The sequence below is a fragment of the Pseudoalteromonas sp. SWYJZ19 genome (assembly GCF_015864375.1).
In the GTDB taxonomy this organism is placed as follows: Bacteria; Pseudomonadota; Gammaproteobacteria; order Enterobacterales; family Alteromonadaceae; genus Pseudoalteromonas; species Pseudoalteromonas arctica.
The window spans coordinates 106098-131342 of record NZ_JADYXI010000007.1 but is presented as its reverse complement, the minus strand read 5'-3'; the positions used below and the strand labels follow the sequence as shown (position 1 = coordinate 131342).

The following is a 25245-nucleotide window of genomic DNA, read 5'->3' as shown; positions in this document are numbered from 1 at the left end:
TAGCACTCTTTCTTTAAGAGTGCTAACCCCAATTTAAAACTTTTTTAAAGTATAAATCAAGCAGTTTTTAGTATGTGTTTAGTCTACTACAAGCGACTGAATAAGTGATGAATTGAGGGGCTGTAGCAGGTTAACCTCGCTGCATCACCTTATTTACAACTCATTACTTCATGGGAGGATAGTACATAAATATGACAGTTTTAATAACAGGAGGTACAACCCAGTTCGGTACGATACGCATATCAAGCTGGGTTGGTTCACTTATAGTTTGCAGGATTGTTTATACTTTATCGGGTTCTATTTCTTTAATATATCGATTTACAGAAAGGTACGAGCCTACAAATCCTAAGCTTGTTGCAAGTAACACTAAAAAGCCGAGCTCATTAAGCGATAATCCAATTAACGAGAAGCTTGTTTGATACACCCCCGCTACACTACTCACAGCGCTTGAAAGCCACCACATCATTAATCCTACGCATATAAAGGCGAATAAACCACCTATTACACCATACCAAATACCGGTCCACAAAAATGGGGCATGTATAAAGGTGTTAGTTGCGCCGACTAGCTTCATTACTTGTATTTCTTCTTTTTTATCCATGATCGACAAACGGATGGTGTTACCAATAATAAGCGTCACTGAGGTAAGCAGTAATAATGCGATGGTTATTACACTTTCTTTCAGTAAATCTAGTAATGCATTTAAACGCTCTAGCCACGCTATATCGAGCTTACCAAAATCAACTTCACGTTCACTTTCTAATTTAGTTAGCAGTACTTTAGCGGCATTTGGGTGTCTGTGACGTTTTGTAGGAGTAACAAGTACCACATCAGGTAATGGGTTTTTATCTAAGTACTCTAAAGCTTGCCCAAAGCCAGATACGTCTTTAAATTCTGTTAGTGCTTTTTGCTTTGATATAAATTCAACGCTTTCCACTTCTGGATAAAGTGCTAAACGCTTTACTAATGTTTGCGTTTCTTGCTCGTTCATACTTTCTTTTACAAACAACGATATTTCACTCGCTTCTTCAAAACCACTACTTACTTGCTGTACGTTTTTAACAACGAGATAAAGTGTTGCAGGTAACGTTAGGCTCAAACCAAGTACAGCAATAGTCATCATAGATGCAAGCGGCGTACGCCACATTTCACCTAAGCTATGAACACCTTGGCGAAAAATATTAATAATGAAAAAATAGCTGCCAGCTAATACTGATTTTTTTTGCTTGTCGTTACTATTTTGACGACTTTTAAAAAGTAAACTCATAGTGCTCCCTCAGCGAGCGGATCTTGAAGCATGCGGCCATCTTTTAAGGTTAGACTGCGGTACTTCATACGTGCAACCAAACCTAAGTCATGCGTCGCTATAAGAACAGTGGTGCCGTGTTTATTAAAGTCCTCAAACAGCTTTAGGATTTCCATTGAAAGCTCAGGGTCTAGGTTACCTGTAGGCTCATCGGCTAACAGAATTGGCGGGGAATTTACGATTGCTCTGGCAATACCAACACGTTGCTGCTCGCCTCCAGAGAGCATAGACGGATGACATTTTATTTTGTCTATCAGGCCTACTTTATCAAGCGCACCATGAACACGTTTAGCTATTTGCTTATGGTGAGTACCCTCAATAATAAGAGGCAGTGCCACGTTATCAAAAATAGTATAGCGCTCTAGTAAACGGTGGTTTTGAAAAATAATACCTATATCACGGCGAGCATAAGGAATTTGACGCGAGTTTACTTTATTTAAATCAACACCGTTGATAAATACACTGCCTGCCGATGGACGTTCCATTAAGCTAATTAACTTAAGCAACGTACTTTTACCCGCACCACTGTGGCCGGTTAAAAAGGCAAGTTCACCCGGTTTAACATGAAAATTAACTTTTTCGAGGGCGCGGTGCCCTCCAGGATAAGTCTTACTTACTTGCTGAAAATTTATCATTTTTTTATTATGCCAATTCAATTAGTTTACTAATAAAATTGGTATTCCTCGCAATTAAAAAGGGAGCAAGCTCCCTCTTTTGGTAAATTAAACGTCGTCCTCATCTTGGCTAAATAACGCATCAATAAAGTCATCGCTTTTAAAAGCGCGTAAATCATCAATACCTTCACCAACACCAATGTAACGAATTGGAATATTAAACTTATCTGCAACCGCAAAAATAACACCACCCTTTGCAGTTCCATCAAGTTTTGAAAGCGTAATACCAGTTAAGCCAACGCATTGATTAAATAAGTTCACTTGGCTAATTGCATTTTGACCTGTGCCAGCATCAATGGTTAGCATCACTTCGTGCGGCGCATCAGGATCAATTTTTTTCATAACACGAGCTATTTTTTCAAGCTCCTGCATTAAGTTATCTTTATTTTGCAAGCGACCCGCTGTATCTGCAATTAACACATCTATATTACGTGCTTTTGCAGCTTGGAATGCATCAAAAACAACCGATGCACTATCTGCACCCGTATGCTGTGCAATAACAGGAATGCTGTTACGTTCACCCCAAACCTGAAGTTGCTCAACAGCAGCCGCTCTAAACGTATCGCCAGCAGCCAGCATAACCGACTTACCTTCGCTTTGAAATTGCTTAGCCATCTTACCAATAGTCGTTGTTTTACCAACGCCATTTACGCCCACCATTAAAATAACAAATGGCTTTTTATCTTTGGTAATTACTAAAGGCTGTTCAGCCGTTTTTAGCATCGCCGCCATTTCTTGTTTCATTAACTCATAAAGCGCATCACCATCTTTTAACTGCTTACGGTTTGCAGCATCAGTTAAGCTATCAATCAACTTCATGGTGGTATCAACGCCTAAATCGGCGGTGAGCAGCTGTGTTTCAAGATCTTCAAATAATTCGTCATCTATTTTTTTACCACTAAAAATAGATGCAAAACCAGAACCTATATTAACGCGAGTTTTTAACAAGCCCTTTTTAAGACGAGAGAAAAACCCTTCTTTTTTCGGCTTTTCTACTTTTTCAGCAGTAATGCGTTCTTGCTCTAAACGCTCACTCTGAGTTTTTTCAGCCGCAATACGTTCTTGTTCTAAACGCTCGTTCTGAGCTTTCTCAGCAGTAATACGTTCTTGTTCTAAGCGCTCGCTTTCTGCTTTATCAGCAGCAATGCGTTCTTGCTCTAAACGCATTTGCGCTTCTTGTTCTGCTAAACGTTTTGCTTGATCTTGTCTTTGTGCTTCAGCATCTGCTTGTTCTTTTGCTAATAACTCAGCATTCGCTTGCTCTATTGCAAGCTTTTCAGCCTTTACAGCTTCATCCTTTTTTTCAAGGCGTATTTGCTCTAGTCGCTCAGCCTCTATTTTTTCTGCAGCCAATCGCTCTTGCTCTAACAGCATCTGCGTTTCTTGATCGGCTAAACGTTGTGCGTGTTCTTGTCTTTGCGCTTCTGCATCAGCTTGTTGTTTTGCAAGTAATTCAGCATTGGCCTGCTCAATGGCAATCTTTTCTGCGTTTTCAGCACGCTCTTGCTCTAAACGTTTTGCTTCAATTTGTTCAGAAGCAATACGCTCCAGCTCTAAGCGCTCTGTTTCGGCTTCTGCTTTTAAACGTTCAGCTTCAGCTTGCTCCTGTGCTAGCTTTTCTTGCTCTGAACGTTTAGCTTCAATTTTTTCAGCAGCAATACGCTCCTGCTCTAAGCGCTCTGTTTCGGCCTCTGCTTTTAAACGTTCAGCTTCAGCTTGCTCCTGTGCTAGCTTTTCTTGCTCTAAACGTTTAGCTTCAATTTGTTCAGCAGCAATACGCTCCTGCTCTAAGCGCTCTGCTTCGGCTTCTGCTTGTAAGCGTTCAGTTTCAGCCTGCTGCGCAAGCTTTTCTTGCTCTAGCTTCTGCGCTTCTTCTTGCGCTAATGCTTGTTGTTTATCAGCGGCTGCTTTTTGCTCTGCTTCTTTTTTATCTGACTTGCCAAAACCGAGCCACGACATGAATTTACTTTTTTTTGTCATACTTGCTAATAACCACTTATAAAAATCTGATAAACTAAAATTTGAAATAGCTTGGCAATGCCCAGCAATAGTTGCTAATAAATACAACCATTCAAAACGTAAGTGTTCAATAGTAACACTTTTAATACGGTTGAAAAATGAAGCTACACGTAATCACCCATAATATTATCTGAGCTAGATACCATATACCATTTTTTAGTGAGCTAAATGAGAAAAAAAACAACGCAAAATAAAGCTACTAACAAGCCCAGTGATGGCTTTATTAGAGTGATTAGTGGCCAATTTCGAGGCCGAAAACTCCCTGTTAAAAATGTAGAAGGCTTAAGACCTACTACCGATCGAATTAAAGAAACTGTATTTAATTGGCTAATGCAAGATACGCGTGACACAAATGTACTTGATTGTTTTGCAGGTTCTGGTGGGTTAGGATTTGAAGCGCTATCTCGATTTGCTAAAAACGCCACATTTATCGAGCTCGACTCGTCAGCTGCCAAGCAATTAGAACAAAACATTAGCACTTTAAAGCTCGACAACGCATACGTTAAACATACTAATTCACTCTCCTTTTTAGAGCAAAAAAACACAAACGAAGCGTTTAATCTTGTATTTGTTGACCCACCATTTCGTAAAGATTTAGCGCAAACAACCTGCGATTTATTAGAAAAAAACCAATGGTTAAGCGATGATGCATTAATTTATGTTGAAGTAGAAACAGAGTTAACCACCTTCAAGAACCCGAGCAACTGGTTGTTAATTAAAGAAAAAAAGGCAGGCCAAGTGTTTTGCAAACTCTACCAGCGCCAATCAAATTAATACTGTTTTACATGATGCGTTTCTGTTAATATTGTCCTTTACATGTGGTGTTGCTTCGGATTACAATACCGCACCATTTTTGAACCACTTGATCAATGTTTGATCAACTTGAGCAACGCTCATAATTTAGGTAGGTGAATTTTTAATGCCAGTAATTAAAGTAAGAGAGAACGAACCGTTTGACGTAGCACTTCGTCGCTTCAAGCGTTCATGTGAAAAAGCAGGAATCCTTTCAGAAGTTCGTCGTCGCGAGCACTATGAAAAACCAACAGCTGAGCGTAAGCGTAAAAAAGCTGCTGCAGTAAAACGTCACATGAAAAAACTTTCTCGTGATAACGCACGTCGCGTTAAATTATACTAATATATTAGGTCTTGTATAAATGAGCCTTTTAATAACGCTAAAAGATGCGCAAAAAGATGCGATGAGAGCTAAAGACAAATTACGTCTTAACCCTATTCGTATGGTACTTGCTGCAATCAAGCAACGTGAAATTGACGAGCGTATAGAACTAGACGACGCAGGTATTACCTCCGTTATAGTGAAGCTTGTTAAACAACGTCGTGACTCTTACACTCAGTACAAAGATGCTGGGCGTGATGATTTAGCTGATATTGAAGCCAATGAAATAGTGGCACTTGAAACTTTCTTACCTCAAAAATTGAGTGAAGAAGAAATCATTGCTCTCATTGATGCGGCTATTGCTGATACTAACGCAGCAGGTATGCAAGACATGGGTAAAGTAATGGGTATAATCAAAAGCAAAGCCGAAGGTCGTGCCGATATGGGCAAAATCTCTGGTTTAATTAAGCAACGATTAACTGCCTAATACTCCCACATACATTAAAGTATGATTGAAGTGAACCGAGCCTTGCGCTCGGTTTCTTTGTTTTTAACTTTGATAAAAAGTACACCTACTAGGTTACTTTAAAATGAAATTTTTTATAGCTTCCCTATTTATTTTGCTATCATTTTGGTAAGTTAAAGCACGCTATACTTTGCATCAAGCAAGTATAAAAAAGTAAATTTCATATTCGTTATTCTTCTTATTATTTCAGGACTGTATTTTACTAATGGCTGGAAAGATCCCACGTAACTTTATAGACGATTTACTTGCCAGAACCGATATTGTCGACCTGATAGACTCAAAAGTAGGTCTAAAAAAAGCAGGTAAGGATTATCAAGCTTGCTGCCCATTTCATAACGAAAAATCGCCCTCATTTACCGTATCGCAAGACAAACAGTTTTATCATTGCTTTGGTTGTGGTGCTAATGGTAATGCTATTTCGTTTGTAATGGAGTATGAAAAGCTTGAGTTTGTAGATGCTATTGAAGAAATAGCAAGCATGCTTAACTTAGAAGTACCTCGAGAACAGGGCACAAACTCAGCACCAGAACGTACTGCTGCGCAAAAGCGCTCTGATTACGATTTAATGCTTCATACTGCGCGCTTTTATCAGCACCAATTAAAACACCACAGTAATTCTGCCGCCGTTATTGAATATGTAAAAGGCCGTGGTTTAAGTGGTGAAACAGTTAAAAAGTTTATGATTGGCTACGCTCCCAGCGAATGGGATGGATTATGTCTTCAGCTTGGCCGTAATAAAGAACAAAAAGAGCAATTAGTTGAATTAAAGCTAGCTTCAGAAAAAACACCAGGCAGACAATTTGATTTTTTCCGCGACCGATTAATGTTCCCTATTCGCGATAAACGCGGACGCGTTATTGCATTTGGTGGGCGTGTAATGCAAGCCGACCAAGGGCCAAAATATTTAAACTCGCCGGAGACCCGAATTTTTCATAAAGGCTTTGAGCTTTACGGACTTTATGAAGCAAAGCAAGCCCATAAAAAACTTGAGCATGTAATGGTTGTGGAAGGTTACATGGATGTTGTTGCCTTAGCCGAGCAAGGGATTGAATATGCCGTTGCATCACTAGGTACCGCAACAACAAGCGAGCACATGCATACGCTGTTTAGAACAACAGATAAAGTAATCTGTTGTTACGATGGCGACAGAGCTGGCCGTGATGCAGCTTGGAGGGCGCTTGAAAACGCACTTCCTTATTTAAATGACGGTAAAGCACTGCAATTTACTTTTTTACCCGATGGCGAAGACCCTGACTCTCTTGTACAAAAAGAAGGTAAGGAGCAATTCGAATTGCGCCTAAGCCAAGCAGATGACTTTACCAAAGTATTGTTTAATAAATTAAGCCAAGAAGTTGATTTAACACTCGACTCAGGAAAAGCTAAATTACTCAGTGCAGCACTTCCACTCATTGAAAAAATCCCAAGTGAATTTTATCAAGAAAACATTCTTGAACAGTTAGGGCGTTTAATCGGAAGAACACGTGAGCAATTAAATAACCGTTTAAAAACGCCAAAGCAACAGCATTCGATTGAACGTAAGTTTAAAATAACACCAATGCGTCAAGCGATTGGTATTTTAATTCAACATCCTAATTTGGCTAAAAATGTGCCATATTTGCCTGAACTCGCACAAATGAATATTGCTGGTATAGGGCTATTATTACGCTTACAAGAGCAAGCTTTAGAAAAAGAAAGCATTACCACAGCGCAACTACTCGAATTTTTTAGAGGAACTGAAGATTACGAGCCCTTAATCAAGCTTGCAACGTGGCAACACGACATAAATGAAGAGCGTTTAGAGACGGTTTTTAAAAATACTTTCAAGTTTATTGAAGATCAGTGTTTAAATTATCGACTCGAGACCCTATTAATAAAGGACAAGACTCAAGGCCTTAGTAGCGACGAAAGACTTGAGTGTCATTTGTTAATGACAGCGTTAAAAGCCACTAACAGTTAGGGTCTGTTTATCTTTCGAGGTTAAGTTTACAGCAGTGTGTTTGGTATTTAGACAAGGCAGAGCCTATGTAGTGTGGTTATTCCACATAAATAGGCGATAACGCAGCATAAATGCCGAACACGAGCTGCCCTTTGGGTTCGTCCCAAGGGAGGTTTACTCTTTGTTGCCCGGTTTTGACTTAGCCCACTAGGTTACAAACCTGGCGCCGCGATTAAACCACCCTTGGATAGAACAAACTTTAATCCTGAAAGGCCAACAGACCCTAGTCAAAATTGATTTAAACTGTTATACTGTGCTATTCACTGCGTCACATTATTCTAGTTGGCTTTAATGCAAACTACATGATGGCGCCTGTTGTATCAACTTATCAGAGTGGAAGAAACAATCTCTATGGATCCAACTCCTCAGTCACAATTAAAACTTCTGATTCAAAAAGGTAAAGAGCAAGGCTACTTAACTTTTGCAGAAGTAAATGATCACCTTCCACAAGACATTATAGACTCAGATCAAGTAGAAGATATCATAAGCATGATTAATGATATGGGTATCAAGGTTAGCGAAAACGCGCCTGATGCTGATGAATTAATGATGCAAGAAACAACGACAGACGAAGACGCAGCTGAAGCTGCCGCTGCAGCCCTTGCGACTGTAGAAAAAGAAATCGGCCGTACAACGGATCCGGTTCGCATGTACATGCGTGAAATGGGTACTGTTGAACTTCTTACACGTGAAGGCGAAATTGTAATCGCTAAACGTATCGAAGAAGGCATTAACCAAGTACAGATTTCTGTTGCAGAGTACCCTGAAGCAATCACTTACCTGCTAGAGCAGTGGGATAAGTTTGAAGCTGAAGAAATGCGTTTAAGCGATATCATCGTTGGATTTATCGATCCTAATGAAGATACAGCGCCAATTTCAGCAACTAATATCGGTTCAGAATTAAGTGCTAAGCAACTTGATGACGATAAAGATGACAAAGATGATGCTGATAGCGATGACGAAGATGAAGAAGAAGTAGACACAGGGCCAGATCCTGAAGAAGCGCGCATTCATTTTGAAAATTTACGTGATTTATACAATAAAGCACGTGATACGTTTGAAGCTAAAGGTCGTTCGCATCCTGAATCACAAGCCGCCATTTTTGAAATTGGTGAGCTTTTCAGAACCTTTAAATTAATACCTAAACAGTTTGACCGCATGGTAAATAACATGCGTGAAATGATGGATCGTGTTCGCGTTCAAGAACGTCTAATCATGAAACAAGCTGTACAAATTGCTAAATTACCGAAGAAAACGTTCGTTAAGCATTTTGCTAATAACGAAACTGACGCTTCATGGGTAGATTTAGAAATTTCGGGTAACGAAAAGTATTCAGCTAAACTTGAAGAAGTTAAGCCAGAAATCATTCGTAGCATTAATAAATTATCTGTTATTGAACAAACAACAGGTTTAAGCATTGAGCGTATTAAAGACATTAACCGTCGAATGAGCATTGGTGAAGCGAAAGCACGCCGTGCGAAAAAAGAAATGGTTGAAGCTAACTTACGTCTTGTAATCTCAATTGCTAAAAAATATACAAACCGTGGCTTACAATTCTTGGATTTAATTCAAGAAGGTAACATTGGTCTGATGAAAGCAGTTGATAAGTTTGAATATCGCCGTGGTTATAAGTTCTCTACTTATGCTACGTGGTGGATACGTCAAGCAATCACTCGCTCTATTGCTGACCAAGCAAGAACAATCCGTATTCCAGTACATATGATTGAAACGATTAATAAACTTAACCGTATTTCTCGTCAAATGTTACAAGAAATGGGTCGTGAGCCAAATCCAGAAGAATTAGCAGAACGCATGATGATGCCTGAGGATAAAATCCGTAAGGTACTTAAGATTGCTAAAGAGCCAATTTCAATGGAAACACCAATCGGTGATGATGAAGATTCTCACTTAGGTGACTTTATCGAAGATACAACTATTGATTCGCCAATCGATTCGGCAACAATGGAGTCTCTTCGTGGCGCAACTAACGATGTACTTGCAGGCCTAACAGCCCGTGAAGCTAAAGTACTACGTATGCGTTTTGGTATTGATATGAATACCGACCACACCTTAGAAGAAGTAGGTAAACAGTTTGACGTAACACGTGAACGTATTCGTCAAATAGAAGCGAAAGCGCTGCGTAAATTACGCCACCCTTCTCGCTCAGATTTACTGAAAAGCTTTTTAGACGCTAAATAATTTAGCGCTACTATATAAACTAAAAAGGCCGCTATAGCGGCCTTTTTTCTATTTGAAGGAAATAATCATGGCTTGGATCCAAATTCGTATTAACGCCAATGCTGCAACAGCAGATGCAGTAAGTGACCTATTAATGGAAGCGGGTAGTGCTTCAGTAACCTTTATTGACGCAAAAGACACCCCTATTTACGAACCTAAAATTGGCACCGTTGTATTTTGGGCTGATACAACAGTAATTGGCTTGTTTGAAGCTAATCACGATATGAATGCAGTCGTTGCGTTATTGAAACGCCATGATGAACTAAAAGACAATTTAGTATACAAAATAGAGCAGCTTGAGGATAAAGACTGGGAACGTGAATGGATGGATAACTTCCACCCTATTCAATTTGGTGAAAGGCTATGGATTTGTCCAAGCTGGCGCGACATTCCAGATCCTGATGCAGTAAATGTACTGCTTGACCCTGGCCTTGCTTTTGGCACGGGCACACATGCAACAACGGCCTTATGCCTTAAGTGGTTAGAAAGCCAAGATCTAACAGGTAAAACGGTTGTTGATTTTGGTTGTGGCTCAGGCATTTTAGGTATTGCAGCTATAAAACTAGGCGCAGAGCGCATGATTGGGATTGATATTGATCCTCAAGCGCTTGAGGCAAGCTTAGATAATGCTAACCGTAATGGCGTTGCAGACAAACTTGAAGTATACCTTCCAGAAAACCAACCTGAGTTTACCGCCGACATAGTAGTGGCAAATATATTAGCCCAGCCACTTCGCGAATTGCACAGTGTAATTTTAGGTTTATTAAAGCCTGGTGGCAAGATTGCAATGTCGGGTATTTTAGAAGAACAAGCACAATCAGTTGCTGATATTTATGCACCGTTTATTGAACTAGATGACATTGCCGTTGAAGGTGATTGGACTCGAGTAAGTGGCACTAAAAAAGCGTAATAAACTGCATAACCAAATTTAGAGCATTAACTCAAAACCTGCATGTAAAGCCTGTATTTAACAGGCTTTACTATTTTTTTACATATTAAAAGTTTTCTGATTATTGTGTAAAAAATAAAACTTGTATAAATTTCAAACAAATCAACCTACTTGTCATGTGGTTATCAAATGTCAATACGAAAAGGGCAAAAAAAAGTTACTTTTGTTCAATTTATAGCCTTTGATTTTTGTGAAAAAAACCGTAAACTTAGCGCCCCTTGAAAAGAGGCCTATTGAATATAGTGCGTATCGGTAAATACCAACTTGAGAATAATGTAATTGTCGCGCCAATGGCTGGCATTACAGACAGACCATTTAGACAACTTTGCCGTCGTTTAGGCGCAGGGCTAGCTGTTTCTGAAATGCTATCGTCTAATCCTAAGGTTTGGAAAACGGAAAAGTCGATGAACCGTATGGATCACAGCGGTGAGTCGGGTATACGCGCTGTGCAAATTGCAGGAGCAGATCCTGAGCTTATGGCGCAGGCCGCACAATTCAATGTTGCTAACGGTGCACAGATCATAGATATCAATATGGGGTGCCCAGCAAAAAAAGTGAACAAGAAACTCGCAGGCTCTGCCTTATTACAGTTTCCTGAACTTGTGGAAGAGATTATTGATGCAGTCGTTAATGCTGTTGATATACCTGTGACACTTAAAATCCGTACAGGATGGGATCCGGATAACCGTAATGGTGTAGAGATTGCGAGAATAGCTGAACGTTATGGCATTGCATCACTTGCTGTACATGGGCGTACGCGCGCATGTATGTACAAAGGTGATGCTGAGTACGCCACGATTAGGGATATAAAACGTTCAGTGTCGATTCCTGTTGTTGCCAATGGTGATATTACATCACCAGAAAAAGCAAAACAGGTTTTAGACTATACGGGTGCAGATGCCATTATGATTGGCCGAGCCGCCCAAGGTCGCCCTTGGATATTTAGGGAGATAGACCACTATTTGCGAACTGGGGAACACTTACAGCCGCCTGCTATTGCAGAGGTGCGCAGTATTTTAATGGAGCATTTAACAAACCTCCATCTGTTTTACGGTGAGCCAATGGGAGCGCGAATTGCTCGCAAACATGTATCTTGGTATTTGCAAACCCATGACAGTGATGGTCAGTTTAGGCGAGTATTTAATGCGCTCGACAACCCACAAGCACAGGTCGTCGCATTAGAGCAATACTTTAAAACACTAGCAGCTAACTAAGAAAGAAAGAGACTTAATAATGTTCGAACAAAACGTGACTTCTCCATTTATCACTAACCCTCATGTTCAGTCACACGAGAAACCGCAGCCATTGCGTGATGCAGTAAAAAAAGCTGTTCACCACTATTTAAAGCAGCTTAACGGTCAAGATGTGCAAGACGTTTACGACCTTGTTCTTTCAGAGCTAGAAGCGCCATTACTTGAAGAAGTAATGACATATACACGTGGTAACCAAACTCGTGCAGCAATTTTACTAGGTATCAACCGTGGTACTTTACGTAAAAAGCTTAAAAAATACGGCATGAACTAATATGCTGGCTGTGATTTATCACAGCTAATTATTAAAAAAGCACCCTAGGGTGCTTTTTTTATGCCCGTAGTTTAATAGCCGAGTTGCAAAATGCTCACCCTCATCGGCGCTTTATAAGTCGTTTTTTGAGTTGTAATCAGTTAAAATGCCCGCTTCTAAGCTAGCTCATTAACTGAGGAAATCAAACTACAATGGATACTCATCGTCCCATTCGTCGCGCACTATTAAGTGTGTCTGATAAAACCGGTATTGTTGAATTTGCCCGCGCACTAGAAGCGCAAGGCGTTGATATATTATCAACTGGCGGTACATGTAAACTACTTGCTGATAACGGCATAAAAGTGACTGAAGTATCAGATCACACAGGCCACCCTGAAATCATGGATGGTCGCGTAAAAACTCTTCACCCAAAAATTCACGGCGGCATATTAGCCCGTCGCGGACAAGATGAAAGCGTAATGGCAGATAACAACATTTCTGCTATCGACATAGTTGTAGTTAACTTATACCCCTTTGCGAATACAGTCGCTCAAGAAAACTGCAGCCTTGAAGATGCTATTGAAAATATTGATATTGGCGGCCCTACAATGGTTCGTGCAGCCGCTAAAAACCACAAAGACGTAACAATCGTGGTAAACGCGAGTGACTACGACCGTGTTATTAGTGAAATGCAAAACAATAATGGCTCTACTACATATAAAACACGTTTTGACTTAGCGATTGCAGCTTACGAGCATACTGCCGCATACGATGGCATGATTGCTAACTACTTCGGTAAAATGGTTCCTGATTACACCGAGGAAGCTGCTGTAGAGACTAAATTCCCACGTACTATCAATATGCAGTTCACTAAAAAGCAAGATATGCGTTACGGTGAAAACTCACATCAAGATGCTGCTTTTTATGTTGAAAGTGACATTGCTGAAGCATCAGTTGCAACAGCAACTCAATTGCAAGGTAAGGCCCTTTCGTTTAACAACATTGCAGATACCGATGCAGCACTTGAATGTGTTAAAGAATTTGACGTACCTGCGTGCGTAATTGTAAAACATGCTAACCCGTGTGGTGTTTCAATTGGGGACAATATTCTACAAGCATACGAGCGCGCTTTTAAAACAGACCCTACATCAGCATTTGGTGGCATTATTGCCTTTAACCGAGAGCTAGATGCCGCAACTGCACAAGCAATTGTTGATCGTCAGTTTGTTGAAGTAATTATCGCACCTAGTATTTCGAGCGACGCTGCAAAAATTGTTGAAGCTAAAAAGAACGTTCGTTTATTAGAATGTGGACAGTGGACAGGTAAAGCAGCTGGCCAAGATATTAAACGCGTTAACGGCGGTATTTTAGTTCAAGACCGCGATTTAGGCATGGTAACGCAAGGCGACTTAAAAGTTGTTTCTAAGCGCCAACCTACAGAGCAAGAACTTAAAGATTTACTATTTTGTTGGAAAGTAGCTAAGTTTGTTAAATCAAACGCAATTGTTTATGCCCGTGACGGTATGACCATTGGTGTAGGCGCAGGCCAAATGAGCCGCGTATACTCAGCTAAAATTGCAGGCATAAAAGCTGCCGACGAAAACCTTGAAGTTAAAGGTTCAGTTATGGCGTCTGATGCATTCTTCCCATTCCGTGATGGAATTGACGCAGCAGCAGCCGCTGGTATTACTGCGGTAATTCAGCCAGGTGGCTCAATGCGTGATGAAGAAGTGATTGCAGCTGCTGATGAAGCTGGCATGGCAATGGTACTTACTGGTATGCGCCATTTCCGCCACTAATCACACAAAGGGTTAAACGTTGGTTTAACCCTTTTTGTTTGCTATAAATTCACGTATTCTGATTATTCAATAACCTATTTAAAATTATAATGTGAAGGAACAAACAATGAAATTTGCGCTAAAATCGCTACTTGTAGCCACACTAACGATGACATCGACTATGGCGCTTAGCCATAACCACGAATCGAGCCTTGAGCATGCACTTCAATCAAGCGAACGTAGCGCTAAAAACAGCGTTCGTGACGAATATCGTCACCCGGCTCAAACACTTGCATTTTTTGGCTTTAAACCCACTATGACAGTTGTTGAAATTGCGCCAGGCGGTGGTTGGTATAGTGAAATTTTAGCGCCAGCACTAAAAGAGCAAGGTACTTATTATGCCGCGCACTTTCCTGCTGATTCATCAGTTGGCTACTACCAACGCTCTCTTGCGGGCTTTAAACAAAAAGTAGCTGAAGATGAGCGCTTTAGTAGCGTTAAAATTACTGAGTTTGCACCTGTAACACATTTAGATATTGCGCCAGCTGGCAGTGCCGATATGGTTTTAACTTTCCGTAATGTGCATAACTGGTATATGGGCAAAGATAAAAGCGGTGCATTAAGTGCATTCCAAGCTTTTTATAAAGCCCTTAAACCAGGTGGTACATTAGGTTTAGTTGAACACCGTTTAGCTGAAGAGCGTGCTGACGAAGATCAAAAAACATCAGGTTATATGAAGCAGAGCTACGTAGTAGACCTTGCTAAACAAGCTGGGTTTGAATTAGTAGCAAGCAGTGAAATAAATGCAAATCCAAAAGATACAGCCGATCACCCTAAAGGTGTATGGACGCTACCACCAAGCTTAAGACTCGGCGAACAAGATGCTGACAAATATAAAGCCATTGGTGAAAGCGACCGCATGACGCTGAAATTTAAGAAACCGCTTTAAATAGGAATTTTCGCCATGAATGTTTTAGTCATTGGCAGCGGCGGCCGCGAACACGCACTTGCGTTTAAAGCCGCTCAAAACACCAAAGTAAATACTGTATTTGTAGCCCCTGGTAATGCAGGTACTGCACTTGAACCAAAACTTGAAAACGTAGCAATAAACGTTGACGACTTAGATGGTTTACTTAGTTTTGCACAGCAAAACAAGGTAGAGCTTACTATTGTAGGTCCAGAAATACCGTTAGTACTGGGTGTTGTTGATAAGTTTCGTGAACATAACATGGCTATTTTTGGCCCAACGGCAGGCGCAGCCCAGCTTGAAGGCTCTAAATCGTTTACTAAAGATTTTTTAGCGCGCCACAATATCCCATCAGGCGATTATCAAACGTTTGAACAAATTGACCCAGCCCTAGCTTATTTAAAAGAAAAAGGCGCGCCAATTGTTGTAAAAGCAGATGGTTTAGCTGCAGGTAAAGGCGTAATTGTAGCAATGACGGAAGCCGATGCCGAAGATGCTATTCGCGATATGCTTGCGGGTAATGCTTTTGGCGATGCGGGAAGCCGTGTTGTTATTGAAGAATTTTTAGAGGGTGAAGAAGCGTCTTTCATTGTAATGGTTGATGGCAAAAACGTATTACCATTTGCTACCAGTCAAGACCATAAACGCGCTTACAATGGCGATGCCGGTCCTAACACGGGTGGCATGGGTGCATACTCACCTGCGCCAGTTGTTACGGATGAAATCCACCAGCGTATTATGAACGAAGTGATCTACCCTACGGTAGAAGGCATGGCAAGCGAAGGCCATCCGTACACCGGCTTTTTATACGCAGGTTTGATGATTGACGAAACAGGTACCCCTAAAGTAATTGAGTACAACTGTCGCTTTGGCGACCCTGAAACTCAACCAATGATGCTACGTTTACAATCAGACTTAGTTGAATTGATTGAAGCTGCTAACCGTGTAGAACTTGATAAAACAACGATTAAGTTTGACCCACGCGCAGCCGTTGGTGTTGTACTTGCAGCTAAAGGTTACCCTGGTGATTACCCTAAAGGTGATGCAATTTCGGGGCTAAAAGTTGATTACCCTGCGGGTGAAAAAGTGTTTCATGCGGGTACTAAGCAAAGTGGCAATGACGTTGTAACCGCAGGCGGTCGCGTATTATGCGCAACAGCACTTGGTAACACTGTTACAGAAGCGCAGCAGCGCGCCTATGAGCTTGTTAAACAAATTAGCTGGGATGGTATGGAATATCGTACTGATATAGCTTACCGTGCTATTGCACGCGAGCAATAGCCTGTAATACCTATTCATTGGTATAACCAGTTAATTTAACTACAAAAGCGCAGTTTATCTGCGCTTTTTTAGTGCTACACTAATTAAAAGGTTTTTTAAAAGTAAATTAACGTTGGAACTAAGAACTTTACGTTACCATGCAATTGCTGTTGCCATACTGATATTTATATTTTTTATAATCAGTACATTGGCATCAAACCTTGTCGTGCCTACACGATATACAATTGATAAAACGGCTCCAATGTACCTCGATTACGCCTACTATATTGACGAAACCAAAACTAAAACATTCGATACCATCATTAACCAACCTGAATTACTTACTCATCAACCATTTTCAGATGTTCCATGGAGTTTTAGCCAGCAAAACTATTGGTTGTTTCTTGATTTAGAAAATAAAAGCCTTAACAAGCAAAATGTTGTGGCACATTTTGACAACCCTATGGTCGATCACCTTACGGTTTATCGCCTCGATAAAAACAACAAACTAATTGAAACATATAAACTCGGCGATAAAGAAGAAGCCCTCTCTTTGTTTGAATACAGCGTACCGCATATTCGTTTTTTAGTAGAAAGAAAATCGTCACAGCGCCTAGTAATGAAAATAGACACAGTCGGCATAAGTAAAACACCTGTAAACTTATATCGTGATAAAGAGTTTATTGACTTAGTGCGCTCTCAAACTGGGATCTGGGGTATTTTTGTAGGCGTGCTATTGATGGCTGCGCTTTATAACTTGGTGCTTTATTTTGGCATAAAAGACCGTGTTTATTTAATTTATATTGGCTATATCATTAGTGCGTTAACCTTATTGGGTGCAGTGCTTGGTTTTGGATTTTATTTATGGCCAGTGCAATGGCAGTTATATATTCACGAAAAAGTCATATTTTTTAACTACGCAATATCATTTTTCACTCTCGCCTTTTGTACTATGTTTTTACGCTATCACAAGGACAATTGCTGGCGATACAAAATGAGCGTAAAACTGCTTTTGTTTATGTCAGTAATGGCTATAGCTAGTCTATTTATTCCTGAGTACATTGCAGCCCCGTTGTTTTTTTGTGTAATGGCACTTTTATACGTTGTTTGTATTATTTTAATTTATAACAAGCTACGTAGCGGCTTTAGGTGGGCTAAGTTTTATGTACTTTCGTGGATACCGCTGATATTTGGTGCGGTAATACAGCCTATGGAGCTCACTGGCTTTTTGGCTTATAGCTTTACCTCGCGCCATGCCTTTTTAATGGCTATTTTGTGCGAAGTTATTTTAATGGCAATGGCGTTAGCTGACCGAGTAAGGTATCAGCGCGAACGTGCGCTTTACCATGCCACGCACACACAACAAACAAAGTTACTTAATAGCTCCAAGCTAAAACAAGCATTTATGGCGCTACAAAGCCAAAACCGCTCAACAACTTTATGTTTAATAAAAATACGTCACTTTAATTCGCTCAATACAATTATTACCTCATCTCAGGGCTACACACTTATAAAGCATGTGGCCAAAGAACTTGAATTAGAACTGAGCCATGAACGCGAATTTACAAACCTCGAAACAGATTTAAACACCAGTCCACGCTTAGCCGATTTGAGCAGTGGTGTATTTGCTTGTATTTCTACTAAAAAACAAAACCAAGAAATACTAGAAACACTACTGACTAAAATAATTAGTAGCCTACCAAAACAATATGAAATTAAAGGGCTGAACCTACAGCTTGGCTACAGCATAGGTATTAGTAATGCAGGTAAGAGTAACGATTTCGAATATTGGTTAAAACGTGGTTATTTAGCCCTTAAAAAAGCAAAAGGTAGCGTTAACCAAGTTGGGTCATCGTCAAACGGTAATAACCTGATGATGGACGTTGCTTTAGCCGCTAAGTTGCAACAAGCCATCAAAACAAATCAACTAGCGCTTTACTATCAACCTCAAATAGATTTATTGAGTAACAACGTCAGTGGTGCTGAGGCTTTATTACGTTGGCCAGACCCAACTTACAGTAACTTATCAATAGAGGAATTGATAACACTTGCTGAGCACACTGGCATTATTAACGAGCTAACACTATGGGTAATAGAGCAAGCCTGTAAAGACATAGTGGAGCTTATAAAAAATGGCTATAACGAGCATACAATTAGTGTAAATTTGAGTGCTAAAAATCTAACTATAAATAACTTAGCCGAAAAAGTAGAAAACATTTTAATTAAATACCAAGTGCCAGCTTACTTACTTAAATTTGAGCTAACCGAATCTGCCTTCGTAGACAGCCAAGATGCACTTATAAAATTAGTCGATGAGTTAACAGCATTAGGTATTAAAGTGGTATTGGATGACTTTGGGACCGGCTATGCGTCACTTAGCTACTTAGTTAACTATCACTTTAGTGAGCTTAAAATAGATAAGTCGTTTGTTTTTGATTTACCTAATAACCCAACTCATCAAGTTATTGTACAAACAGCGATTGATATGGCGCATAACCTTAATTTATCAATAACAATTGAAGGAGTAGAAACACAAGAGATTCATCACTTACTCAAAGATATGAACGCTGATAACGCCCAAGGTTATTTATACGCAAAAGCACTGCCTTACACCGACTATTTACTCTTCTTAAAAAGCCAATATAGCTTAAAAATGTTAGACTCCTCTTTTTAACATCTTTAGGGGCCAAGTAAAGATGCAAGGCACACTGCGTAAACTAAAATCGAGCTTAACCGAGCCAGTACAATATCACTTACCTGTAGGTGAACACCTAGTAGACTTAAATGCATTTATAGGTAGAGAACTTACACTTACCTTTAGCGGCACTATTTTATGCTCTAACTGCGGTAAAAAAACTAAAAAAAGCTATTCTCAAGGTCACTGTTTTGTATGTATGCGCAAGCTCGCTAGTTGCGATATGTGTATTATGAAACCAGAAACTTGTCACTACGACCAAGGCACCTGTAGAGAGCCACAGTGGGGCGAAGCAAACTGCATGATCCCACACTATGTATATCTCGCTAATACCTCAGGGTTAAAAGTGGGCATTACTCGCCATACGCAAATACCGACTCGTTGGGTTGATCAGGGTGCTACTCAAGCATTGCCTATTTTTAAAGTACAAACTCGCCTGCAATCAGGTTTAGTGGAAGTTGCATTGGCTGAGTTTATTGCCGACAAAACTAACTGGCGCAATATGCTAAAAGGTCAAAACGAAGCAATTGACTTAAAAGCAGCTGCAGCCGAACTGATCCCACAAATTAGTGAAAAGCTAAACGAGTTAAGTGAGTTATTTGGCGCAACAGCAATAGAACAACTTGATGAAGATGTAGTTGATTTAAACTTTCCGGTAACCGAGTATCCAACAAAAATCAGCTCATTTAACTTTGATAAAGACCCTGTTGTAAGTGGTGTTTTACAAGGTATTAAAGGTCAGTACTTAATCTTTGAAAAAGGCGTTATTAATATTCGTAAATTTACGTCTTACGAAGTAACCGTAGGCTAACTGGGCTATGTTAAACAGCTACCCACAGTTATTGGTTATTTATAATGAGCTTGAAATAGCCCATAACCAACAAGAGCAACAAGAGTGCTTACACAGCGTTATGCAAAGTGAGCTAGGCAATGTGCGAGTACTTAATAAGCAAGGTGACTTCCTTAATTTACAAGGCACTGTTTGCCCTGAATTGAATGGCGAGCAGCTAGCACAGCTTGTTACAGCTTACTTATTAAATGAAGGACAATGTTGCCTTGGTAAAATTAAAACCCTAAGCACAACCCAGGCGTTTGATTTACTAGGGTTATAAAACCCTCTTTAAAGCTCAGTAAGCACTTTTATATGCGCTACAGCACTTCGACCCAACGCTGATAGCGCATAGCCACCTTCTAAATACGAAATAACACCTTTGCAACCGCCCTCTTTAACAACACCACAAAGTTGTTCGGTAAGCCAAATATAATCATCTTCAACAAACTTTAAGCTTGCCATGTCGTCCTCTAGGTGGGCATCAAACCCTGCACTTATAAACAATAACTCAGGCTTAAACGCTTTTAATTTTGGTAACCATTGCTGAGTAAACACCTCTTTTAAATCATCGCCATTGCTGGCAATTGGCAAAGGAGAATTAACTATATGGCTATTATTTTTAACCGCTGTATTTGGGTAAAACGGATACTGAAATAACGAACAAAGCAGTACATTTTCGTCATCAATAAAAATGTCTTGTGTGCCATTCCCATGGTGTACATCAAAGTCAGCAATCGCAATGCGCTTAACCCCTTTGCTTTGAGCGTACTTAACGGCAATAGCTAAGTTATTAAACACACAAAACCCAGATGATGAATCTTTATTAGCGTGATGCCCTGGCGGGCGTACTGAGCAAAAAGCAGCATCGAGTTTGTCGGCAAGTATTTCATCAACCGCTAATAACCCAGCACCTACTGCACGCTCAATCGCTTTAAACGAGTCGGGGCACAACCACGTATCGCCGTCTAAATTAGCGAGTCCTTCGGTTGGTAGCGTGTTTTCTACGTGTTTAATGAGCGCTTCATCATGGGCTAATAAATAGTGTTCACGTTCAGCCTTAGGCGCTTGTAGGTGTGTTAAGCCAACATCTACACCACTTGCAAGTAATCGGTCGGTAATTGCATCTAGGCGCTCTGGGCACTCGGGATGGTCATCTATCATTTTATGTTTACGGCAATGAGGGTGTGAAATAACTGCAGTACGCATAAAATGCTCCTAGCCAAAGTAAATTGAGTGTTTAATATAACAAAGCCACCGACGGGTGGCTTTGCGACTTTGGTTTATATCGATATTTAAAGTATCTATACTTTAAATATCGATAATATTAGCTATTTTGCTTTTAAATGTAGGTTTCTAAAGTCAAAGCTAAAGTCGGTAACTTGCGTTGATACTGCACGCATTTTAGCGCTATTTACACGGTTTTGTGAGCTCATTTCAAAACGAATAAACGCATCTGCTTCAAGTAGCTTTTCATCCCACTTAACTATAAATGTATTACCGGTGTAATGTTCAAGCGTGCCTTTTAAGCGCTTGGTATGCGTAAAATCAATATGCAATTTACTATCAAGCTGCTCTATTATTACATCGCCGTACCAATCATCGTGCAATGTACCGGTGTAATTAATGTTTGGTAATTGTGGTTGGTAGTCAGCCGGTGCTTCTGGTTTTGCATTAGCGTACGCGTGTTGTTTGCCTTCAAAATGACTTTTAGCTAAATCCTCTACCCAGTCTTTATCTTCAAGCTCAAGTGCATCTTCAAGTACCTCATGGGTTACTGCCGAAAGCGCACCAAAAGCTTGTTGATTAGATAAAATAACAATACCGAGCTTTTTCTCTGGCAATAAAGTAACTTGCGATACCATTCCTAAAATACCACCACCGTGACCTAACTTTTTAAAGCCGTGGTAGTCTTCAATACTCCAACCTAATCCATAACCTCTAAACTGCTGATGATACGACTCAAACGCACTTTTAGACGCCATAGACGTAATATGTGGGTGCCACATTTGCGCTTGTTGCTTTTCGCTAAAGAGTTGCTCACCACTTGGCATTTTTCCGCCCGCTAACTGCGTACGAAGCCATTGGCTCATATCACTTACACTTGAAGCAATTGCACCTGCGCCTCTAAAATCTTCTAAGTAATTAACAAAAAATGGATGAAGCTTGCCATCCATAGGGATGTGACCTGTAGCCCAGTTTTTATTACTTTTTGGAATACGTGAAAATCCCGCGCGTGAGTTATCCATGTGCAGCGGCTGTAATATGTTTTTTTCGATATAATCGTTCCAGCTCATACCCGATACGCGCGCAACCACCTCACCAGCGGTAACAAACATCAAGTTGTTATAAGCATACTTACTACGAAAACTGCTCGCTGGTTTTAAATACTGTAATCCCGCTAAAATTTCATCAACTGATTTATCGGTACTTGGCCAAATCATTAAATCGCCTTGCCCAAGCCCAAGCCCACTGCGGTGACTTAATAAATCACGAATACGCATTTCGCGTGTTACGTATGAGTCGTATAATCTAAACTCTGGCAAATGATCAATTACGCGGTCATCCCAGCTTAATTTACCTTCATCAACCAACTTGGCTAGCGCTGCTGTTGTAAACGCCTTGGTGTTTGACGCAATACCAAACAAGGTGTCTTTGTTTACTTTTTTGTTGGTATCGAGATTAGTTACACCAAAACCTTTAGCAAATATCACTTTATCGTTTTCAACAATGGCGACTGCCATACCGGGTACGTCAAAACGTGCCATTGACGCTTTAATAACGTCGTCAATTTTGTTGGTATCGACTTGTGCCCAGCTACTAAACGTAGTGCTAGCTAATAATGCAATTGCGGCAAGTTTGGTTAATTTCATATCAATCCTATTTTATTATTTTTGATGAACTGCAAACTCAATGGCTGCGCGTTCTTGATTGGTATCGCTTTTTTGTGCGCGATTTAATATGGCATCACTGTATTCTTTTGGTACGCCCGCTTCAAGTGATCCGCGATGAACGTGTTTTATGTACCAATCGTATGGGAGTACATCGCTATCGTGGGTATTAGCTATATAACAATGTGCGGTTAGAGTCTCACCGCTTAAAAGCGTTGGGGTTATATCTACGCAATCGTAACCCACGCCCTCAATGCCATCTAAAATAGCTTTTTCATCTTCATTGAGCTCATAAATAACGCCGTAAACCAGCGCGCCTTCTTTATCGCTTGGGCAAATACTGCATTTACCTGAGCCATCTTTAAATAGCATATCAAAAGTAAGCTCATAACCTTTAAGTACCGCCGTTCCTACACGCTTTACATTGGGTAAGCGCGCTAGCAAACGATTAGATGACATATTAGATCCAAACGAAAAATTATATAACGGCATGTTATCTCCTACTTTCTAATTAAAAATATAACTTAAATAACAACGCGAATAGCCAAAGCAATTAAAATTACACCTATACCTCTATCAAACCAGTAACCACTTTTTTGAAAAAAGCCGCGCACACTCGGTTTACAAAGCACTAACGATAACATTGAAAACCACGCCCACGTAGCCAATGCCATATAAACACCATAAGCAACCTGAATACTCGTAGGTGTTGTTGGGCTAATCACGAGTGTAAATAACGACATAAAAAACAGCGTGGCTTTGGGATTAAGCGCATTGGTTAAAAAGCCGCGTCTAAAGGCCAACCAAACAGGCTCTTCGGCTACCGTTTTTGTTTCTATATTGTCTTGATTACTTGTTGGTGGTTTTGCCGCTCTAAGCGCTTGCACACCTAAATAAGCTAAATACGCACCAGCAACATATTTAAGCGCCATAAATAAACTAGGTGACTGCGTTAAAATAAGCGCAACACCTAAAACACAATAGGCAACGTGCAGTAAAATAGCAGCGCCAACACCGGCGCTTGTCCACAGAGCATTGCGTCTACCTTGTTGCACACTTTGCTTAAGTACTACGGCAAAGTCAGGGCCTGGGCTTGCTACTGCAAAAAAATGAGCAATAACAATCAGTAAAAATTCGTCTAAGTATTCCACGCAGATCCTTGCTAGTTTGGCGAATAAGCTAATAACAGCGGGTTAGCCGAGTTATTTACCAATGCTTTAATTTCTTTTTGCGCTTTTTTAAACTGACCGCGCAAATGCGGCTTTAGGTGCTTTTTAGAGTCTTTATCATTTTTAAAGTAACTAATAAGAGCATGCATAAATACCGTATGTGTTTCACTTAACTTAGCTTCGCGATTCGCATATGGGTTATAACAAGAGCCACAACCGCCTTTAAACTGATACACCGTGTTGCTCATCATTACACCAAACCCTAAAAAGCAGGCAAGCGCATCGGCAGCTTGTGGTAAATAATCTTTACCTCCAGGTGGTAATACACCAACATGATGAATAAGTATGGTTGCCAGTGTACCTGCATAACTTGCTACTAAATCTTGTGGTTGATTAATCTGATTTGGATTAAAAGAAATATTAATCGTATGGCTTGGCGGCACAATTAAATGACTACCTTCGCCACGTATTTTTTCACTAAATTCAAAATGCGGAAAAACCTGCGGTTGTAATTGCTGAGGTGCAACTAACTGAATAGGCCATGCGTTCATACCCGCGTAATTAGTAACGCGGGTAAAAACATTACTCGCCATTTCCTCAATGCTCGACACTGAATCAGGAAAAAACGTGGCTGTTGGCAGTATTATTTGGGTGTGCTTAGTAAAAAATTCAGCCTCAAAATTTTCTACAGCCCAAATAAATGTATCAATAAGCCATTGCTGTTCTTGATCTTCCAATAAAGGTGCCGATTTAAATAAAGCTAACATAGTGTGCTCTTTTAGGTTTCAGTTTAAGTGTTACTTTAGGTGCTAGTTTAGTCTTTTTGTGCAAGTGCCCAGTCCCACGCTTGAGTATTGTACAGCGGCACCGTTGATAGCGCGTGATGATGACTACCACTAGATTCTTTAGTTGAATACGATAAATACAATAAGGTACGGTTTTCAGCATCGTAAATACGTCGCACTTTTAGTGACTTAAATAATATACTTTTAGATGATTTAAATATCACTTCACCTGATTTACTGCGGTCTATTTTTTGTAGCTGCTGCGCTGTAATAGGCCCCGTTTGACGACATGCTATAGACATATCAGAGGGATCTGAAAAGTCCAAATTAGCCTCTATATGACTAATATGACAAGTAACGCCTTCGAGGATTGGATCTTGCTGCGAATTAACCACAACATCTTTTGTTGTAAATAACCCAAGGCTTACCGACGCAACATCATCAGAGCAAGCACTTAACGTAACAACTGCACCTGCAAGTAACGCTAAACGTTTAAATTTTTGTGGTAATTTCATACTTATCCTTAATCAATATATAGGTAACTTA

Annotated in this window: 23 protein-coding genes; 14 read left to right on the top strand and 9 right to left on the bottom strand. The window is 40.2% G+C overall.

Translation table 11 applies throughout. The features are described 5' to 3' along the window. Positions 1-280: 280 nt before the first annotated feature. The 3 genes from ftsX to ftsY form a co-directional block, all read right to left on the bottom strand. The gene (ftsX, locus tag I6F45_RS09380; protein WP_165727133.1) at positions 281-1267 is read right to left on the bottom strand and encodes a permease-like cell division protein FtsX; all 987 of its coding nucleotides are present in this window, start codon (positions 1265-1267) and stop codon (positions 281-283) included. Next, the gene (ftsE, locus tag I6F45_RS09375) at positions 1264-1941 is read right to left on the bottom strand and encodes a cell division ATP-binding protein FtsE (RefSeq protein WP_007582842.1); all 678 of its coding nucleotides are present in this window, start codon (positions 1939-1941) and stop codon (positions 1264-1266) included. The genes ftsX and ftsE overlap by 4 nt, the downstream gene beginning before the upstream one ends. An 87-nt stretch (positions 1942-2028) precedes the next feature. Then, positions 2029-3960 (bottom strand): signal recognition particle-docking protein FtsY, encoded by a 1932-nt coding sequence (ftsY, locus tag I6F45_RS09370; RefSeq protein WP_197160308.1) that lies wholly within the window; start codon positions 3958-3960, stop codon positions 2029-2031. Positions 3961-4167: 207 nt separating this feature from the next. Here ftsY and rsmD point away from each other — a divergent pair, with 207 nt between their 5' ends. From rsmD to I6F45_RS09300, 14 genes are all read left to right on the top strand, one after another. After that, the gene (rsmD, locus tag I6F45_RS09365) at positions 4168-4773 is read left to right on the top strand and encodes a 16S rRNA (guanine(966)-N(2))-methyltransferase RsmD (RefSeq protein ID WP_166376409.1); all 606 of its coding nucleotides are present in this window, start codon (positions 4168-4170) and stop codon (positions 4771-4773) included. A 145-nt stretch (positions 4774-4918) separates the two neighbouring features. Continuing rightward, positions 4919-5134 (top strand): 30S ribosomal protein S21, encoded by a 216-nt coding sequence (rpsU, locus tag I6F45_RS09360; protein ID WP_002957797.1) that lies wholly within the window; start codon positions 4919-4921, stop codon positions 5132-5134. A gap of 19 nt (positions 5135-5153) precedes the next feature. Next, on the top strand, positions 5154-5600 hold the full coding sequence (locus I6F45_RS09355; protein WP_024590610.1) for a GatB/YqeY domain-containing protein: 447 nt from the start codon (positions 5154-5156) through the stop codon (positions 5598-5600). Between the two features lie 244 nt (positions 5601-5844). Then, a complete protein-coding gene (gene dnaG / locus I6F45_RS09350; RefSeq protein ID WP_007586534.1) occupies positions 5845-7596 on the top strand; it encodes a DNA primase in 1752 nt (583 codons plus the stop codon). A gap of 390 nt (positions 7597-7986) precedes the next feature. Further along, complete coding sequence (rpoD, locus tag I6F45_RS09345; RefSeq protein WP_007586533.1) at positions 7987-9834, top strand: RNA polymerase sigma factor RpoD; 1848 nt, start codon at positions 7987-7989, stop codon at positions 9832-9834. Between the two features lie 67 nt (positions 9835-9901). Then, positions 9902-10783 carry a 50S ribosomal protein L11 methyltransferase gene (gene prmA, locus I6F45_RS09340; RefSeq protein ID WP_024590609.1) on the top strand — a complete coding sequence of 294 codons (882 nt, stop codon included), beginning with the start codon at positions 9902-9904 and terminating at the stop codon, positions 10781-10783. Positions 10784-11064: 281 nt separating this feature from the next. Further along, positions 11065-12036, top strand: a complete 972-nt coding sequence (gene dusB, locus I6F45_RS09335; protein WP_010553368.1) for a tRNA dihydrouridine synthase DusB — start codon at positions 11065-11067, stop codon at positions 12034-12036. Between the two features lie 19 nt (positions 12037-12055). After that, complete coding sequence (gene fis, locus I6F45_RS09330) at positions 12056-12346, top strand: DNA-binding transcriptional regulator Fis (protein ID WP_002957804.1); 291 nt, start codon at positions 12056-12058, stop codon at positions 12344-12346. A gap of 191 nt (positions 12347-12537) precedes the next feature. Next, on the top strand, positions 12538-14124 hold the full coding sequence (purH, locus tag I6F45_RS09325; protein ID WP_007586526.1) for a bifunctional phosphoribosylaminoimidazolecarboxamide formyltransferase/IMP cyclohydrolase: 1587 nt from the start codon (positions 12538-12540) through the stop codon (positions 14122-14124). A 106-nt stretch (positions 14125-14230) separates the two neighbouring features. Further along, positions 14231-15052, top strand: coding sequence for a class I SAM-dependent methyltransferase (locus I6F45_RS09320; protein ID WP_007586523.1), 822 nt, complete (start codon positions 14231-14233; stop codon positions 15050-15052). Between the two features lie 15 nt (positions 15053-15067). Continuing rightward, positions 15068-16351 (top strand): phosphoribosylamine--glycine ligase, encoded by a 1284-nt coding sequence (gene purD, locus I6F45_RS09315; RefSeq protein ID WP_197111581.1) that lies wholly within the window; start codon positions 15068-15070, stop codon positions 16349-16351. Positions 16352-16463: 112 nt separating this feature from the next. Next, positions 16464-19004, top strand: a complete 2541-nt coding sequence (locus tag I6F45_RS09310) for an EAL domain-containing protein (protein WP_197160305.1) — start codon at positions 16464-16466, stop codon at positions 19002-19004. 22 nt (positions 19005-19026) lie between these two features. Then, entirely contained in the window at positions 19027-19836 is an 810-nt protein-coding gene (locus tag I6F45_RS09305) for a DUF2797 domain-containing protein (protein ID WP_197160301.1), read from the top strand. Between the two features lie 7 nt (positions 19837-19843). Then, the gene (locus I6F45_RS09300; RefSeq protein WP_197160300.1) at positions 19844-20137 is read left to right on the top strand and encodes a DUF4144 family protein; all 294 of its coding nucleotides are present in this window, start codon (positions 19844-19846) and stop codon (positions 20135-20137) included. An 8-nt stretch (positions 20138-20145) separates the two neighbouring features. Here I6F45_RS09300 and I6F45_RS09295 read toward each other — a convergent pair whose 3' ends face one another. The 6 genes from I6F45_RS09295 to I6F45_RS09270 all read right to left on the bottom strand — a co-directional run bounded on the left by I6F45_RS09295 (position 20146) and on the right by I6F45_RS09270 (position 25214). Further along, positions 20146-21063, bottom strand: coding sequence for a histone deacetylase family protein (locus tag I6F45_RS09295; RefSeq protein WP_197160299.1), 918 nt, complete (start codon positions 21061-21063; stop codon positions 20146-20148). Positions 21064-21185: 122 nt separating this feature from the next. Next, the gene (locus I6F45_RS09290) at positions 21186-22727 is read right to left on the bottom strand and encodes a serine hydrolase (protein ID WP_197160298.1); all 1542 of its coding nucleotides are present in this window, start codon (positions 22725-22727) and stop codon (positions 21186-21188) included. Positions 22728-22742: 15 nt separating this feature from the next. Further along, positions 22743-23237: a gamma-glutamylcyclotransferase family protein gene (locus I6F45_RS09285; RefSeq protein ID WP_197160296.1), complete on the bottom strand. Its 495-nt coding sequence runs from the start codon at positions 23235-23237 to the stop codon at positions 22743-22745. A gap of 32 nt (positions 23238-23269) precedes the next feature. Next, on the bottom strand, positions 23270-23896 hold the full coding sequence (locus I6F45_RS09280) for a LysE family translocator (RefSeq protein WP_197160294.1): 627 nt from the start codon (positions 23894-23896) through the stop codon (positions 23270-23272). Positions 23897-23907: 11 nt separating this feature from the next. Beyond that, positions 23908-24681, bottom strand: coding sequence for a hypothetical protein (locus I6F45_RS09275; protein ID WP_197160291.1), 774 nt, complete (start codon positions 24679-24681; stop codon positions 23908-23910). A 47-nt stretch (positions 24682-24728) separates the two neighbouring features. After that, entirely contained in the window at positions 24729-25214 is a 486-nt protein-coding gene (locus tag I6F45_RS09270) for a CreA family protein (protein WP_197160289.1), read from the bottom strand. Positions 25215-25245: the final 31 nt, after the last annotated feature.